The following is a 14337-nucleotide window of genomic DNA, read 5'->3' on the forward strand; positions in this document are numbered from 1 at the left end:
GATGTTGTACCATTAGCGCCAAAGGGCGGCGTAAGGCTGCCGGACCATTAGTTTTAGCTGACAGGATGGGTGTGTGAAGACGCAACTGATTACCCGTGAAGGTTATAACAAGCTCAGGGCGGAACACGATTATCTGTGGAAAGAAAAGCGCCCGGAGATCACCAAAATTGTCTCCTGGGCGGCCAGTCTGGGCGATCGTTCCGAAAACGCAGACTACACCTATAACAAGCGCCTGCTGCGTCAGATCGATCGACGGGTGCGCTATCTGCGTAAATGTCTTGCCGAACTGAAAATTGTTGATTATTCACCACAGCAGGAGGGCAAGGTCTTTTTTGGCGCCTGGGTGGAGGTGGAAAACGAACAGGGTGAGGTAAAGAGCTTTCGTATTGTTGGCCCGGATGAAATCTACGGGGACGCGAAAAATTATATTTCTGTTGATTCGCCGATGGCGCGCGCGTTGATTAAAAAAGAAGTGGATGACGAAGTGAGCGTGAATACGCCGGAAGGGGAAAAAATCTGGTTTATTAACCGGATTGATTATCGGCAGGAACAAAATGACAGCGACGCCGTTTAACCTGCGCTGGAAAAAGAAGCGGAGAATAATGACTTTTTTAAGAAAGCCCGGGCAACGCTTATTCTCCGGTGGCGAAAGACAACAGCAACAAAGTTCTTATAATTTTTGACCTGAGGTAGTGCCTAACCAATTTTAATGTGGAATGGTGCTGGTTGTGGTGGTGGTTGCCGTGCTGGAGCCATCGCCGCCGCCTGCGGTAGCAAGGGCCAGGCCCAGTAGCGCGCCCACAACGGCAACGCCTTCCGCATCAGAAGCGCCTTTCGCTTCGGTGGTTGCCTGAGCCCCTGCGGCCACGCCGCCTGCGGGTTCGTTAGCCATTACGTATCCGCTGATAAACAGTGCCAGCGAGCAAATCAACATTATCTTGTTCATATTTATTCCCGGCTGATAAATAAACAACGTTTGTCGGGGAGAATATAGGTTTGCCAGGGCCGCGCTGAAAAGCGTTGTTTTCTAACGAATAAGATTAACTTGATTTATTACTGGATCGATCTTTCGTGCGCTGCGAATATTCCTGGCTTAGCGTAAAGAGAAAAAAATAAATGCCAGTTTTTTCTGCTAATAGTTGGACTCAGGGCGCAGTAATCTGACACTTAATAGCCTGTTAAAGCAGCATCACAATCAAACCGGCAAGATCCATTAAGCTAACCCGCTGTTTTGCCATGACAAAAGTTTACATTCACTATTCTGAGCCAGCGATGAGCAGAGTTTATGGACGTATTTCAGAAAAGACGGATCGGGCGATGACGGGCAATTGGGCAGGGTAAAAGCAAAATAAATGCGATATAAGCTGCTGTTTAATATGCTTTGTAACAATTTCGGCTAGAATATAAACCATTAATGGCTGTCACAGTTACGCTTCTTTTTTAACAATACCAGCTCGGGCAATAGCGCCTTTGGGAGTATCGAAATGCAAGAAAACTACAAAATTCTGGTCGTCGATGATGACATGCGCCTGCGCGCACTGCTGGAGCGTTATCTGACCGAACAGGGTTTTCAGGTGCGCAGCGTCGCTAACGCCGAGCAAATGGATCGCCTGTTAACCCGCGAATCCTTTCACCTGATGGTGCTCGACTTAATGTTGCCGGGCGAAGATGGCCTGTCGATTTGTCGTCGCTTGCGTAGCCAAAGTAATCCGATGCCGATCATTATGGTGACGGCAAAAGGCGAAGAGGTCGATCGTATTGTTGGGCTGGAGATCGGCGCGGATGACTACATTCCAAAACCGTTCAACCCGCGTGAGCTGCTGGCGCGTATTCGTGCCGTGCTGCGTCGTCAGGCGAATGAACTGCCGGGCGCACCTTCTCAGGAAGAAGCGGTTATCGCCTTCGGCAAGTTCAAGCTGAATCTCGGCACCCGTGAAATGTTCCGCGAAGATGAGCCGATGCCGTTAACCAGCGGCGAATTTGCCGTGCTGAAAGCGCTGGTGAGCCATCCGCGTGAGCCGCTGTCACGCGATAAGCTGATGAACCTTGCCCGTGGTCGCGAGTACAGCGCGATGGAACGCTCCATCGACGTGCAGATTTCACGCCTGCGCCGCATGGTGGAAGAAGATCCTGCGCATCCGCGCTATATCCAGACCGTTTGGGGCCTGGGCTACGTGTTTGTTCCGGACGGCACTAAAGCATGAGGCGGCTCCGCTTTTCTCCCCGCAGTTCCTTTGCGCGCACGCTGCTGCTGATTGTCACGCTACTGTTTGTCAGCCTGGTAACCACCTATCTGGTGGTGCTTAACTTTGCCATTCTTCCCAGCCTGCAGCAGTTTAACAAGGTGCTGGCGTATGAAGTGCGCATGTTAATGACCGATCGGCTGCAGTTAGAAGATGGCACGCAACTGGAAGTGCCGCCTGCGTTTCGGCGTGAAATTTACCGCGAGCTGGGAATTTCTCTTTATACCAACGCGGCGGCGGAGGAGAGCGGATTACGCTGGGCACAGCATTACCAGTTTTTAAGCGATCAGATGGCGCGCCAGCTCGGCGGGCCAACGGATGTACGGGTCGAAGTCAATAAAAACTCGCCTGTAGTGTGGCTGAAAACCTGGCTCTCACCCGATATTTGGGTACGCGTGCCGCTGACCGAAATTCATCAGGGCGACTTCTCGCCGCTGTTCCGCTATACGCTGGCGATTATGCTATTGGCGATAGGCGGCGCCTGGCTGTTTATCCGTATTCAGAACCGTCCGCTGGTGGATCTGGAGCATGCGGCGTTACAGGTAGGGAAAGGCATCATCCCGCCGCCGCTGCGGGAATATGGCGCATCGGAGGTGCGCTCGGTGACGCGCGCCTTTAACCAGATGGCATCAGGCGTTAAACAGCTGGCGGACGATCGTACGCTGTTGATGGCGGGCGTAAGTCACGATCTGCGTACGCCGCTGACGCGTATTCGCCTGGCCACGGAGATGATGAGCGAAGAAGATGGCTATCTGGCGGAATCGATTAATAAGGATATTGAAGAGTGCAATGCGATTATCGAACAGTTCATCGATTATCTGCGTACCGGGCAGGAGATGCAGACCGAACGCGCCGATCTGAACGTTGTGCTGAACGAAGTTGTTGCGGCGGAGAGCGGCTACGAGCGTGAAATTGAAGACGCCATCATGCCTGAAGAACTCATACTGGATATCAATCCGCTTTCTATCAAGCGAGCGGCGGCGAATATGGTGGTGAACGCGGCGCGCTACGGCAACGGCTGGATCAAGGTCAGCAGCGGCTATGAGCTACAGCGAGCCTGGTTCCAGGTGGAAGATGATGGGCCGGGCATTAAGCCGGAACAGTTAAAGCATCTGCTACAGCCTTTTGTTCGCGGCGACAGCGCCCGCAGCACCAGCGGCACCGGACTGGGGCTGGCGATTGTACAGCGTATTATCGATGCGCATCAGGGGTCGCTGGAGATGGGCGTCAGTGAGCGCGGCGGCCTTCGTATTCGCGCCTGGCTGCCCTTATCTGCATCGGCGTCACCAACCGGCGGCCCGGTGAGCCCGTTGCCATTGCCTAAGAGCGAATAGCTGAAAGCCTGCGTCAGAAAAATAAAAACCCCCGCCAAACGGCGGGGGTTTTCTTTACTGCGACAGGATTAAATTTGCGGTCCGGCTGACACCAGCGCGGCGCCCGCAGGCGTATCGGTATACTTCTCAAAATTAGTGATAAAGCGCTGCGCCAGATCCAGCGCGCGACTTTCCCACTGCGCCGGATCTTGCCAGGTATTGCGCGGGTCAAGAATATGCGGATCGATGCCTGGCACCGCGACCGGCATCTGTAGATTGAATACAGGCAGCGTCTGCGTCTCCGTCTGTGCCAGCTCGCCACTAAGAATCGCGTTGATGATCGCTCGCGTATCCTTCAGTGAGATACGCTTCCCGGTGCCGTTCCAGCCGGTATTGACCAGCCAGGCTTCCGCGCCCGCATCCTGCATACGCTTCACCAGCACTTCGGCATATTTTGTTGGATGCAGCGTTAAAAACGCCGCGCCAAAGCAGGCGGAAAAGGTTGGCGTCGGCTCGGTAATACCGCGCTCAGTGCCCGCCAGCTTGGCGGTAAAGCCCGACAGGAAGTGATACTGAGTTTGATCGGAAGAGAGACGCGAAACCGGCGGCAGCACACCAAACGCATCGGCAGTGAGGAAAATAACTTTTTTCGCATGACCCGCTTTCGATACCGGTTTAACGATATTATCGATATGGTAAATCGGATAGGAGACGCGCGTATTCTCCGTTTTGCTGGCGTCATCGAAATCGACAGACCCATCGCTGCGTACCACCACGTTTTCCAGCAGCGCATCGCGCCGGATGGCATGATAAATCTCCGGCTCCGCCTGCTCTGACAGCTTAATGGTTTTTGCGTAGCAGCCGCCTTCGAAGTTAAACACGCCGTCATCATCCCAGCCATGCTCATCATCGCCAATCAACTGACGTTTCGGATCGGTGGAAAGGGTGGTTTTCCCGGTGCCGGAAAGGCCAAAGAACACCGCGACGTCACCCTGCTCGCCAACGTTAGCCGAGCAGTGCATCGAGGCCACGCCTTTCAGCGGCAGCAGATAATTCATCACCGCAAACAGGCCTTTCTTCATCTCGCCGCCGTACCATGTGCCGCCGATGAGCTGCATCTTTTCGGTGAGATTAAAGGCGACAAAGTTTTCTGAATGCAGGCCCTGTTGCTGCCAGTTGGGGTTGGTGCATTTTGCGCCGTTCATCACGATAAAATCAGGCGTGAAGCTGGCCAGGCTAGCTTCATCAGGGCGAATAAACATGTTTTTGACGAAGTGTGCCTGCCAGGCGACTTCGGTAATAAAGCGCACGCTCAGGCGGGTATCAGGATTGGCACCGCACCAGGCGTCAACCACAAACAGGCGCTTACCGGAAAGCTGCTGTGTTACACAACTCTTTAGCGCTTGCCAGGTTTCCTGCGACAAAGGCTGATTATCATTTTTGCCTTTGCCCTGGTCGTTCCACCACAAGGTATCGCGCGTCGTGTCGTCACGCACAATATATTTATCTTTCGGCGAGCGGCCGGTAAAAATGCCGGTGTCCACGGCGATCGCCCCGGACTGCGTTAGCGTGCCGCGCTCATAACCGGTGAGGCCGGGCAGGGTTTCTTCCTTAAATAAAGTTTCATAATCGGGATTATGGATGACTTCAACCGTATCAGTGATGCCATAAGCGACGAGGTCCTGTGGCGTCAGGCCATTAGGGCGCATATTACTGTTCCTTTATCGGTTTGTACTGCAACAAATGTTGGGGTGACTTGCTGCCACTTGTCGTAAAACAGCACGAAGCGATTCACGCTGCTTTACAATTGCGGCAGTCTACTACTGTGAACAAGCAGCGGAAGGAGAGAGTGACAGAAATGAGAGACGAAACGTTTTTTTATAGAAATTCATCAAAATCTGATGAAAAGTTATGACTATTGCCGAAGGATTATGAAACATCATTTTAATTTTCTGGCGAAACGTGGCGTTTGTCCGCTGGGTTAAGCGCAATCTCCAACCGATCCGCCTGGCTAAGACTCTGCTGGCCGCGCCGTTGTAGTTTGTTAATGAAAAACGCGAGCCAGACTACCTCTTTTACTGATGAGCTTAAAAATTTCACCAAACCTGCTGCTATTTTTTTGAGAAAATTAAAATATGAAAAAATTACTGCTTGTTGTTTCATCTCGCTTAGTGCAGGGCATAGGCATAGGCATATGTGGTTTGTCCCTGCTTTATGCGGGTTGGTTTCTGTTTTTCTCATACAGCGATTACCGATATTTGCTTTCTGTCTTTTCCCTGCTGGGGCTTGTTATGGGTTACTACATCTTTAAATTTGCTGTGCGTAAAATCTATGATGAAAGCCCCGAGGATTGGTGATCTATTTGGCAGGGACTATTGATGCTGTTTCTGCTCTCCACCATAAGCCTTAATCCTCAAAATCGTTGGGATAAGCATCCTTAAGTTTTTGCTGCTCTACAAATTAATCAGACTAAATTTCATGCGGTAACCTTCTTTCAGGCCAACATCGATTTGCTCGGCGATAAAACTGGCACTAAGTGGGAAGGCTAACGTTTACTGTTAACAACAAAAATATTCTCAGACAGAAGGCTTCAGCATGCGTTGCCGCACCTTCTCCCTTTTGCCAGAAAGTGAGCTGGTGAATAAACACCAGAGTGATGTCATAATTTTTAGTCGTAATTAAACAAAGGTTAATTCCAACTCAGGCGTTTAAATGCTATTTAAAACCTTTCAATAAACTCTTAAAGCAACAGATTATAATGATTAAATTAATAGTTATTGTATTCCTCACTGCATTGGCAATCGCCGCCTTTATTCTGCACTGGAGACTGAACCGTAAAAGAAAGATTGATCCTCCCTATATGCGCCGCCGCTAGTAGTTTTTCATCAACGCCTACCTGGCGCAGTGGGGTTAATCAGTAAGGCGAGTCAATAAGAAGGGAAGGTGAAGAATGGACTTTAGCACAAAATAAAGGCGACCTGCGTCGCCTTTATAAATTTGCCGGATATCTTAATGAATCTGGGCGCTGCCGCTACCGGAATCATTACGAATCGCCGCAATATCTACCGCATCGTAAATGTAGTGGCTGCCGCAATAGTCACAGTGCATATCGATTTGACCATCTTCCTGCAGGATTTGATCCACTTCTTCCTGAGGCAGCGTTTTCAGCACTTCACCGCAGCGCTCGCGCGAGCAGGTACATTTGAAGCTGACATTCTGTGGTTCATAGATGGTCACCTCTTCCTGGTTATAGAGACGCCACAGCACCTCATTCGCCGGCAGGCCGATCAGCTCTTCGGTTTTGATGGTTTCCGTCAGCGTGGCCAGATGGTTGAAATCTTCTTTATCGGTATCCTGCGCCGGCAACACCTGCAGCAGAATACCCGCAGCGCCCGCCTGGCCTTCATGCTCGCCGGTACGGATAAACAGACGCGTCGGCAGCTGCTCAGAACGCATAAAGTAATCTTCCAGGCAGGCTGCCAGCGTATCGCCTTCCAGCCCAACGACGCCCTGATAGCGTTCGCCTTTTTCCGGCGAAATGGTGATCACCAGATAGCCGTTGCCCACCATCTCTTTCAGCGAGCTGCCAGGGGCGATCTCACCCTGAACGCGCGCAACGCCGCGCATTTCCTGACGGTTATTACCGTTAATCACCGCCAGCGTTAACGCACCGTCGCCCTGGAGCTGCACGGTGATATCGCCTTCAAACTTCAGCGTGGCGGTAAGCAGACTGGTTGCCACCAGCAGTTCGCCCAGCAGCTGTTGTACCGGCTGTGGGTAATCGTGGCCGGCGACAATTTCGCGCCATGTCGCGGACAGATTAACCAGTTCGCCACGGACCGCGTGGTTTTCGAACAGGTAACGATGCATTTGGTCTTGATGAGCCATAGTTTTTCTCTCGTATTGGCGGCGCGTTATTCGTCGCCAGAAAATTTGAATTTCATCAGGTCGCGGCGCTCTTTTTTATCAGGCCGTCGATCCGGATGCGGCATAGTCAGCGCGTTCAGCTTGCGCGCCTGCGCCACCTTTTCGCGCTTTTCCACGCTTTCTGCCGTTTCGCTGTACAGCAGCTGTGCTTCAGCGGCGGGGCGACGCTGATCGGTAACGGCACAGATGACCACCGTGCGCTCATCATTGCCCTGACGTAATTTCACTTCGGCATTCAGCTCAACCAGTTTGCTGGGTTTGCTGCGCTGGCCATTATAGTGAACCTTTCCGCCTTCGATCATTTCACGCGCCAGCGCGCGGGTTTTATAAAAGCGCGCGGCCCACAGCCACTTGTCGAGTCGGACGCCTTCTGCGGTTTTCTCTTTCATCACTGCTCCCGTCGGTTTACCGCGCTTAACGCGCCAGCGCGCCGAGAAGCGTTCGGTAATCGCTCACGCTCTGATGGTGGGCGAAGGTTTTGGTCGGCATACCGGAGTCGGGGTTGCTGACACCAAGACACCAGGCTATTCCCCAGCGCTTTGCCGCATCCAACACCGGCTCGCTGTCATCAATAAACAGCGTTCGCTGGTTTTCAAAACCGGTATGCTGCTGCACGGCCTGCCACAGGCGCTGATCTTCTTTCGGAAAGCCAAATGTATGGGTCGAAAGTAATAAATCAAGGTGCTGCCCAAGGCCGGTTTGCTTTAGCTTTACTTCCAGATTCCAGGGGTGCGCGTTGGTAAGCAGGATGGTGCGCTTGCCGCTGGCGCGTAACGCCTGCAACAAGGGAAGGGTATCATCGCGTAAACGCGCCCGGCTGCGCATTTCCCAGGTCATGGTACGGATATCCAGATCCAGTTCACGGCTCCAGTAATCCAGACAATACCAGTTTAGCGTATGCTGAACCGCCTGATACTTCGCCATGATTAACTGGCTGGCTTTCTCCAGCGAGATGCCGTGCTGTTGACTGATGCTCTCAGGCACCAGCGTCAGCCAGAAATAGCTGTCAAACGCCAGATCGAGCAGCGTACCGTCCATATCCAGCAGCACGGTATCAATATCGCGCCAGTTAATGTTGATTGCCATGCCACCCTCCAAAAGAAAGGCGACAGGGTAGCACAGTTGAAAGTGGCTCAGAACAGCGGACGCATATCCGGCATCGGCGACAGCGTATGGTTAAAGCACTTATCGTAATATTGCTGAATTTCCACGATGCGTTTGCGGTTGCGGTGGATGCGATTCAGCGCCAGCAGACCGTTAACCACTACGCTCAGGCTGAGAATAACCAGCAGCAGCGAAGTGCACAGATAGCGCCACAGCGTCAGCATATCCGGCTCGCTGTGCAGAGCGATATGCTGGGTGCCGTTGGCATCCGTATGGATACTGGTGATGATCCCGGCGGCGCTGAAAGGCGTATGCAGCAGCATGCCCGCCAGGCGCTGGAGTTCGTCCCACTGATCCGGCGCATTGAAGTCAAACAGCGAAACGGTGGGTTGAGGATGGCTAACCAGCTGACGTCCCTCATCGCTGACAATCAGGAATCCGCCAGGCGGAGGACTATTGAGCGCCTCGGCGGCGCGATGGGTTTCACGATAAAAAAAGGTTGAGGTCGCGGTATTCACCAGATTTTCCAGCGCCTCGGCGCTGACCGGACGCAACAGCACGTTCATGCCATCTAACGAACCTGTGGCGGCGCGGCTGACCAGCGTATCCCAGTCCTTTGCGTTGCCGAGGTTAACCAGGGCGTTTTTCAGTCGTACGCAGTCCTGCTGCTGGCTGCATAACTCCTGGGTTTTCAGCACCAGATCAGAAAAATCATCCAACAGGATCATGCCTGACTTTTGAATCGCCGTAGCAAGCTGCGGGTTAAGCTTGCTATCGATATTATTTTGCGGATGCAGCTGCTGATTGGTCAAATTCAACAGTGCAGACGCTTTATCAATGATTTCCGATTGCGGCAGCGGCAGGGGCGTCGCCATATTCCAGTAAATGGCTGAACAGTCGAACGGCATAAAAGCGTAACTGCGGTTGCTTTGATAGCTGGCAGGCACGGAACACATCCCGGTGCCGCTGACTTTCAGGCTGTCGCCCACATGCAGCGTTGCCTGCTCCAGCGCGGCCACCGAGTTAACTTCAATGCGTTCAGAGCCGGTCAGCCACGCCATGCTGAGCTTTAGCGGCATCGCCAGAGGCACCCAGCTAATCAGCAAGGCCAGCACCAACAGAGAGCCGCAGGCCAGCACCATATTCTTCTTCCAGCGCTGGATAGGGAAGTTGCGCACCTCATCCTGTAGCGACAGAAAACGCCCCTGGCGCACCACCTGACGGTTCAGATAGATATCCACCTCGGTGGTCTGGCCAAGATCGTGAGTAACATAAGGCTGCCAGTGCGGCGGATAAACCAGATCGATAATCCCAAGCGAGATGTTGTTGACCTGCCCCTGATTGGATTCGCTAAACAGCCCCCAGCGTTTCGGCGCGCCGCGCAGGCAATGAATTTCACGCAAATCCTTTTCGCTGGGCCGACGATACATAAACCACAGGCTAACCAGAATCATCACCACGCTGGCGCTGACCAGCCACGGCATAAGAAGCAACGGAGTTAACAGGCTAATAAAAAACAGCAGCAGACCGCAGCAGATCACCGCCGCTTCTCGGGTGCCGTCGCTGCGAGACAGGCAATGCTCTTCCGGCGTCTCTTTACGTACCTGAAGCAACTCAACGTTTTCGCTCTGCTCTTGCCGGATCGAGGCGTTAGTGGCGCTGGGATGCACCGCCGTTGGCAGCATGCTCTGCTCACCGGCATAGTTCACCAGCGAGTGACCGTTAAGGGAGATTACCAGCGGAATAGAGTGGGTTTTGATTAACTCCACGAAGTTTTCTTCGGCGATATACTGTTCCCACAGCGGAGGAAGATGCACCTCAAGCGCGTCAAGATAGTAACGCCATTTCTGCGGATCGTCGGTAGAAAGCCCATAGCGGGTGATGGCGCGGGTAACAGGATAAACTTTGTTGCTCTGCGAGCTAAGCGTCAGCATCTCCGGCGCGGCGCTGGCGCCGCCCGGCTGAATAACACGCTGCTTTTTTGCCAGCAGATCGAGATAGCGCTCTACGGCATCGCGCTCTTCACCCGTCAGAAGACGATGGGGCGGATTAATAAACGGCAGCGGTTTCGCCAACGGCGGACGATGCCGCATAGCGTACCAAAAACAGATACCTGCAATAATTGAGCAGGTAAGCATTACACCCAGAATAATGATAATTGTGCTCATGCTATGCTCATTCCAGCCAAACTGCTGCCGTCACTGTGATTGCTCGCTCCGGGCTAAGTTATAGGGAGTTCACTAATTTTGGCGGGATTGGGCAGTGGTGGCAACCAACCTGATAACTAAAATAGCGCACAAAATCATAAAATTAGAACTACTATACAGAATTCCTTGCCGGAATATTAGCTGGCGAGTGTCGAGGTGAATATCGGCATTATCCTATTTCCTTGTCACTTATTGACTTTGTCATAAAGTTTTTTCCCGAATATTGCAAACGATTGTTATAAAAAAGTAAATTAAATCATCTGATGATTGGATTCCCGTAAGGCCTGTCGCACAATGTCTCTTTGCCGCTTTTTGTTCAGGACAACGACGGGCAGGCGATGATCAACCGCGCTTTATCTGGGGCCCCCATGCCAAGAAAATTAGAGAAACCTAAAATTTTAAACGTTGAGCCTGTGGCCCACTCTCGCCTGTTTACCATTGAATCGGTAGATCTGGTGTTCAGTAACGGCGCGCAGCGCGTTTATGAACGTATGCGTCCTTCAGAGCGCGAAGCGGTGATGATCGTGCCAATCATCGATAATCATCTGTTGCTGATTCAGGAGTATGTGGTCGGGCTGGAAACCTATGAGTTGGGCTTTCCAAAAGGATTGATCGATGCTGGCGAAACGGTATTCGAGGCGGCTAATCGCGAGCTCAAAGAAGAAGCGGGCTTTGGCGCGCAGCAGATGGAAGCGCTTAGCAAGCTCACTATGGCTCCCTCTTACTTTTCCAGCAAAATGAATATTGTGGTGGCGGAAGGGCTCTATCCTGAAAAGCTGGAAGGGGATGAGCCGGAACCGCTGCCGGTGATCCGCTGGCCGCTGGAAAACATGATGTCGCTGTTAGAAGAACCTGATTTTAACGAGGCTCGCAATGTTAGCGCGCTGTTCCTGGTGCGGGAGTGGCTGGCTAAGCAGCAGCGAATTGATTACTGATCGGGGCGATCGTAGCGGAAAAGTAAAAGGGGCGAAAATCGCCCCTTTTGCTGTTAAAAGAGTTCTTGCGTTTCGCCGTTATCCATCAGCGTGGTTCCCACGTCTTGTACGGAATACTCGGTGGGCTGTGTCCCTTCAATAAAGTACTCCTGACGCGTATTGCCGCCGCCGTTAGCCAGCTTGCCGGTAGTGCGATCGATAGTGACAGTCACTATGCCCGGCGGAGGCGTTAGCGGCTGCTCCGGCACGCCATCCAGCGCGGCCTTCATAAAGTTATCCCACGCGGGCTGAGCACTCTTGGCACCGCCTTCGTAACCTGAAATCTGATCGTCAATCGCGCCGGACGCGCTCGAACGGCCCAGGTCGCGGCGATGATCGTCAAAGCCAATCCAGACAGTGGTCACTACGCCAGGACCATAACCAGAGAACCAGGCATCTTTCGAACTGTTGGTTGTACCGGTTTTGCCGCCAATGTCTTTCCGCTTCAGATCGCGGCCGGCACGCCAGCCGGTGCCCATCCAGCCCGGTTCGCCAAAGATATTCGAGTTCAGCGCGCTTTTAATCAAAAAGGAGAGCGGCGTATTAATCACATGCGGCGCATACTGCTGGGTGACTTCGGGCTTATCGGCCCCTACCTTTTGCAGCACTGGCTGCGGCACGCCTGGATTGTGGTTTTCCTGAGAGATCGCCACGTTTTCTACGCTTTCTTCACCCAGCGCCACCGATTTTTTCGTCTCACCGTAAATCACCGGCAGATTACATTCCGGGCAGGCGATGCGCGGCTGGTTTTCAAACAGCGTTTCGCCATTTTCATTTTCAATCTTCTTAATGAAATAAGGGTCAACCAGGAAGCCGCCGTTTGCCATAACCGCATAGCCGCGCGCCATTTGCAGCGGCGTAAAAGAGGCCGCGCCCAGCGCCAGCGATTCGGTGTGCACGATATTCTGCGCCGGGAAACCGAAACGTTGCAGATACTCTGCAGCATAATCGACGCCCATCGCTCGCATCGCACGAACCATGACGACGTTTTTCGACTGTCCCAGTCCCTGACGCAGGCGGATCGGGCCATCATAGGTCGCCGGTGAGTTTTTTGGCCGCCAGTCAGAGCCCGCTCCCGCGTCCCAGCGCGAAATCGGCACATCGTTAAGAATCGAAGCCAGCGTCAGGCCGCGATCCATGGCGGCGGTGTAGAGGAAAGGCTTGATATTCGAACCGACCTGCCGCAGCGACTGCGTTACGCGGTTAAATTTGCTCTGGTTGAAATCAAAACCGCCAACCAGCGCACGAACGGCGCCATCGTGCGGGTCGAGAGAGATCAGCGAAGAGTTAACGTCTGGCACCTGCGCCAGCCACCAGCTGTTTTCAACTTTGCGTACCCAGATCTGCTGGCCTGGCTGCAGCACTTGCGTCACGCTGCGCGGCGTCGGGCCCTGCAACGTATCGGACTTATAAGGACGCGCCCAGCGTACGCCTTCCATCGTCAGCGAAACGCTGCTGCCGTCACGCATCAGCGCCGTGGCTTCATTGCTGTTGGCGGTGGTCACCACGGCGGGCCACAGCGGGCCGTAAACCGGCAGCGCCTTCAGGGTTTTCAGAATGCGCGTATGATCCCAGGCTAACTCACCCACGCGCCACAAAACATTAGCCGGGCCACGATAGCCGTGACGCATATCGTAATCCAGCACGTTATTGCGCACCGCTTCCTGTGCCGCCAGCTGCAGCTTACGGGTCACGGTGGTGTAAACCTTAAAACCATCGCTATAAGCGTTCTCGCCGTAGCGCTTCAGCATCTCCTGGCGCACCATCTCCGTCAGATAAGGGGCGGAGAAAGCGATTTCCGGCACGTGATAGCTGGCTTCAAGCGGCTCGCTACGCGCTTCAATATACTGCTGCTGCGTAATGTAGTTCTGATCCAGCATGCGGGACAGCACGACGTTACGGCGCGCCTGAGCACGCGCAGGAGAATAGAGCGGGTTAAACGTGGAAGGCGCTTTCGGCAGCCCGGCGATCATCGCCATTTCGCTCAGCGTTAGCTGATCGATGCTTTTGCCGAAATAGACCTGAGCGGCAGCGCCAACGCCGTATGCGCGGTAGCCCAGATAAATTTTATTTAAATAAAGCTCAAGGATTTCATCTTTACTGAGCAGTTGCTCGATGCGAATAGCCAGAAACGCTTCCTTGATTTTACGCATCAGCGTGCGCTCAGGGCTGAGGAAGAAGTTTCGCGCCAGCTGCTGAGTGATAGTACTCGCCCCCTGAGAAGCGTGACCTGAAATCAGCGCCACGCTGGCGGCACGGAAGATGCCGATCGGATCAACGCCGTGATGTTCATAGAAGCGGCTATCTTCGGTGGCGATAAAGGCTTTCACCAGCTCAGGCGGCATCTGCGACAGCGTCAGAGGAATACGGCGCTTTTCGCCATACTGCGCGATCAGCTCGCCGTCGGCGCTGTAGACCTGCATTGGCGTCTGCAGACGAATATCCTTCAGCGTGTTCACATCCGGTAGCTGCGGTTCAATGTATTTGTACAACCCGTAAACCGAGCCGACGCCCAGCAAAATGCAACACACTGCAAGAATCAATAAATACTTTACGAACTTCACCTGAG

At 53.2% G+C, this 14337-nt stretch carries 12 protein-coding genes; 5 read left to right on the top strand and 7 right to left on the bottom strand.

Annotation, left to right across the window (positions count from 1 at the left end; all coding sequences use genetic code 11):
* Positions 1–73 precede the first annotated feature (73 nt).
* A complete protein-coding gene (gene greB, locus ACQE32_RS12450; RefSeq protein WP_426974028.1) occupies positions 74–574 on the top strand; it encodes a transcription elongation factor GreB in 501 nt (166 codons plus the stop codon).
* Between the two features lie 132 nt (positions 575–706).
* On the opposite strand, the gene yjbE is transcribed toward greB, so the two are convergent.
* Positions 707–946 carry an exopolysaccharide production protein YjbE gene (yjbE, locus tag ACQE32_RS12455; RefSeq protein ID WP_426974029.1) on the bottom strand — a complete coding sequence of 80 codons (240 nt, stop codon included), beginning with the start codon at positions 944–946 and terminating at the stop codon, positions 707–709.
* 538 nt (positions 947–1484) lie between these two features.
* On the opposite strand from yjbE, the gene ompR reads away from it, so the two are divergent.
* Both ompR and envZ read left to right on the top strand, forming a co-directional pair.
* Positions 1485–2204 (top strand): two-component system response regulator OmpR, encoded by a 720-nt coding sequence (ompR, locus tag ACQE32_RS12460; protein WP_038629697.1) that lies wholly within the window; start codon positions 1485–1487, stop codon positions 2202–2204.
* Positions 2201–3577, top strand: coding sequence for a two-component system sensor histidine kinase EnvZ (gene envZ / locus ACQE32_RS12465; protein ID WP_250651514.1), 1377 nt, complete (start codon positions 2201–2203; stop codon positions 3575–3577). The genes ompR and envZ overlap by 4 nt, the downstream gene beginning before the upstream one ends.
* Before the next feature lie 68 nt (positions 3578–3645).
* Here envZ and pckA read toward each other — a convergent pair whose 3' ends face one another.
* The gene (gene pckA / locus ACQE32_RS12470; RefSeq protein ID WP_426974030.1) at positions 3646–5265 is read right to left on the bottom strand and encodes a phosphoenolpyruvate carboxykinase (ATP); all 1620 of its coding nucleotides are present in this window, start codon (positions 5263–5265) and stop codon (positions 3646–3648) included.
* 426 nt (positions 5266–5691) lie between these two features.
* On the opposite strand from pckA, the gene ACQE32_RS12475 reads away from it, so the two are divergent.
* Positions 5692–5913 (top strand): hypothetical protein, encoded by a 222-nt coding sequence (locus ACQE32_RS12475; protein WP_250651517.1) that lies wholly within the window; start codon positions 5692–5694, stop codon positions 5911–5913.
* Between the two features lie 652 nt (positions 5914–6565).
* On the opposite strand, the gene hslO is transcribed toward ACQE32_RS12475, so the two are convergent.
* From hslO to ACQE32_RS12495, 4 genes are read right to left on the bottom strand one after another with little or no spacing between them, the layout of a single operon-like run.
* Complete coding sequence (hslO, locus tag ACQE32_RS12480) at positions 6566–7444, bottom strand: Hsp33 family molecular chaperone HslO (protein WP_426974031.1); 879 nt, start codon at positions 7442–7444, stop codon at positions 6566–6568.
* 26 nt (positions 7445–7470) lie between these two features.
* Positions 7471–7872, bottom strand: coding sequence for a ribosome-associated heat shock protein Hsp15 (gene hslR / locus ACQE32_RS12485; RefSeq protein WP_250651519.1), 402 nt, complete (start codon positions 7870–7872; stop codon positions 7471–7473).
* A gap of 25 nt (positions 7873–7897) precedes the next feature.
* On the bottom strand, positions 7898–8569 hold the full coding sequence (yrfG, locus tag ACQE32_RS12490) for a GMP/IMP nucleotidase (RefSeq protein ID WP_427021870.1): 672 nt from the start codon (positions 8567–8569) through the stop codon (positions 7898–7900).
* A gap of 47 nt (positions 8570–8616) precedes the next feature.
* Positions 8617–10755, bottom strand: a complete 2139-nt coding sequence (locus ACQE32_RS12495) for an intracellular growth attenuator family protein (protein ID WP_426981235.1) — start codon at positions 10753–10755, stop codon at positions 8617–8619.
* Between the two features lie 407 nt (positions 10756–11162).
* Here ACQE32_RS12495 and nudE point away from each other — a divergent pair, with 407 nt between their 5' ends.
* A complete protein-coding gene (gene nudE / locus ACQE32_RS12500) occupies positions 11163–11729 on the top strand; it encodes an ADP compounds hydrolase NudE (RefSeq protein WP_426981233.1) in 567 nt (188 codons plus the stop codon).
* 53 nt (positions 11730–11782) lie between these two features.
* On the opposite strand, the gene mrcA is transcribed toward nudE, so the two are convergent.
* Positions 11783–14332: a peptidoglycan glycosyltransferase/peptidoglycan DD-transpeptidase MrcA gene (gene mrcA, locus ACQE32_RS12505; RefSeq protein ID WP_426974035.1), complete on the bottom strand. Its 2550-nt coding sequence runs from the start codon at positions 14330–14332 to the stop codon at positions 11783–11785.
* Positions 14333–14337: the final 5 nt, after the last annotated feature.

The organism is Pantoea sp. FN0302 (genome assembly GCF_050113775.1).
In the GTDB taxonomy this organism is placed as follows: domain Bacteria; phylum Pseudomonadota; class Gammaproteobacteria; order Enterobacterales; family Enterobacteriaceae; genus Mixta; species Mixta alhagi.

Coding starts and splice junctions, on each gene's coding strand:
- ompR (WP_038629697.1), top strand. CDS start 1,485: ATGCAAGAAAACTACAAAATTCTGGTCGTCGATGATGACATGCGCCTG.
- hslR (WP_250651519.1), bottom strand. CDS start 7,872: ATGAAAGAGAAAACCGCAGAAGGCGTCCGACTCGACAAGTGGCTGTGG.
- envZ (WP_250651514.1), top strand. CDS start 2,201: ATGAGGCGGCTCCGCTTTTCTCCCCGCAGTTCCTTTGCGCGCACGCTG.
- yjbE (WP_426974029.1), bottom strand. CDS start 946: ATGAACAAGATAATGTTGATTTGCTCGCTGGCACTGTTTATCAGCGGA.
- pckA (WP_426974030.1), bottom strand. CDS start 5,265: ATGCGCCCTAATGGCCTGACGCCACAGGACCTCGTCGCTTATGGCATC.
- hslO (WP_426974031.1), bottom strand. CDS start 7,444: ATGGCTCATCAAGACCAAATGCATCGTTACCTGTTCGAAAACCACGCG.
- nudE (WP_426981233.1), top strand. CDS start 11,163: ATGCCAAGAAAATTAGAGAAACCTAAAATTTTAAACGTTGAGCCTGTG.
- ACQE32_RS12495 (WP_426981235.1), bottom strand. CDS start 10,755: ATGAGCACAATTATCATTATTCTGGGTGTAATGCTTACCTGCTCAATT.
- ACQE32_RS12475 (WP_250651517.1), top strand. CDS start 5,692: ATGAAAAAATTACTGCTTGTTGTTTCATCTCGCTTAGTGCAGGGCATA.
- yrfG (WP_427021870.1), bottom strand. CDS start 8,569: ATGGCAATCAACATTAACTGGCGCGATATTGATACCGTGCTGCTGGAT.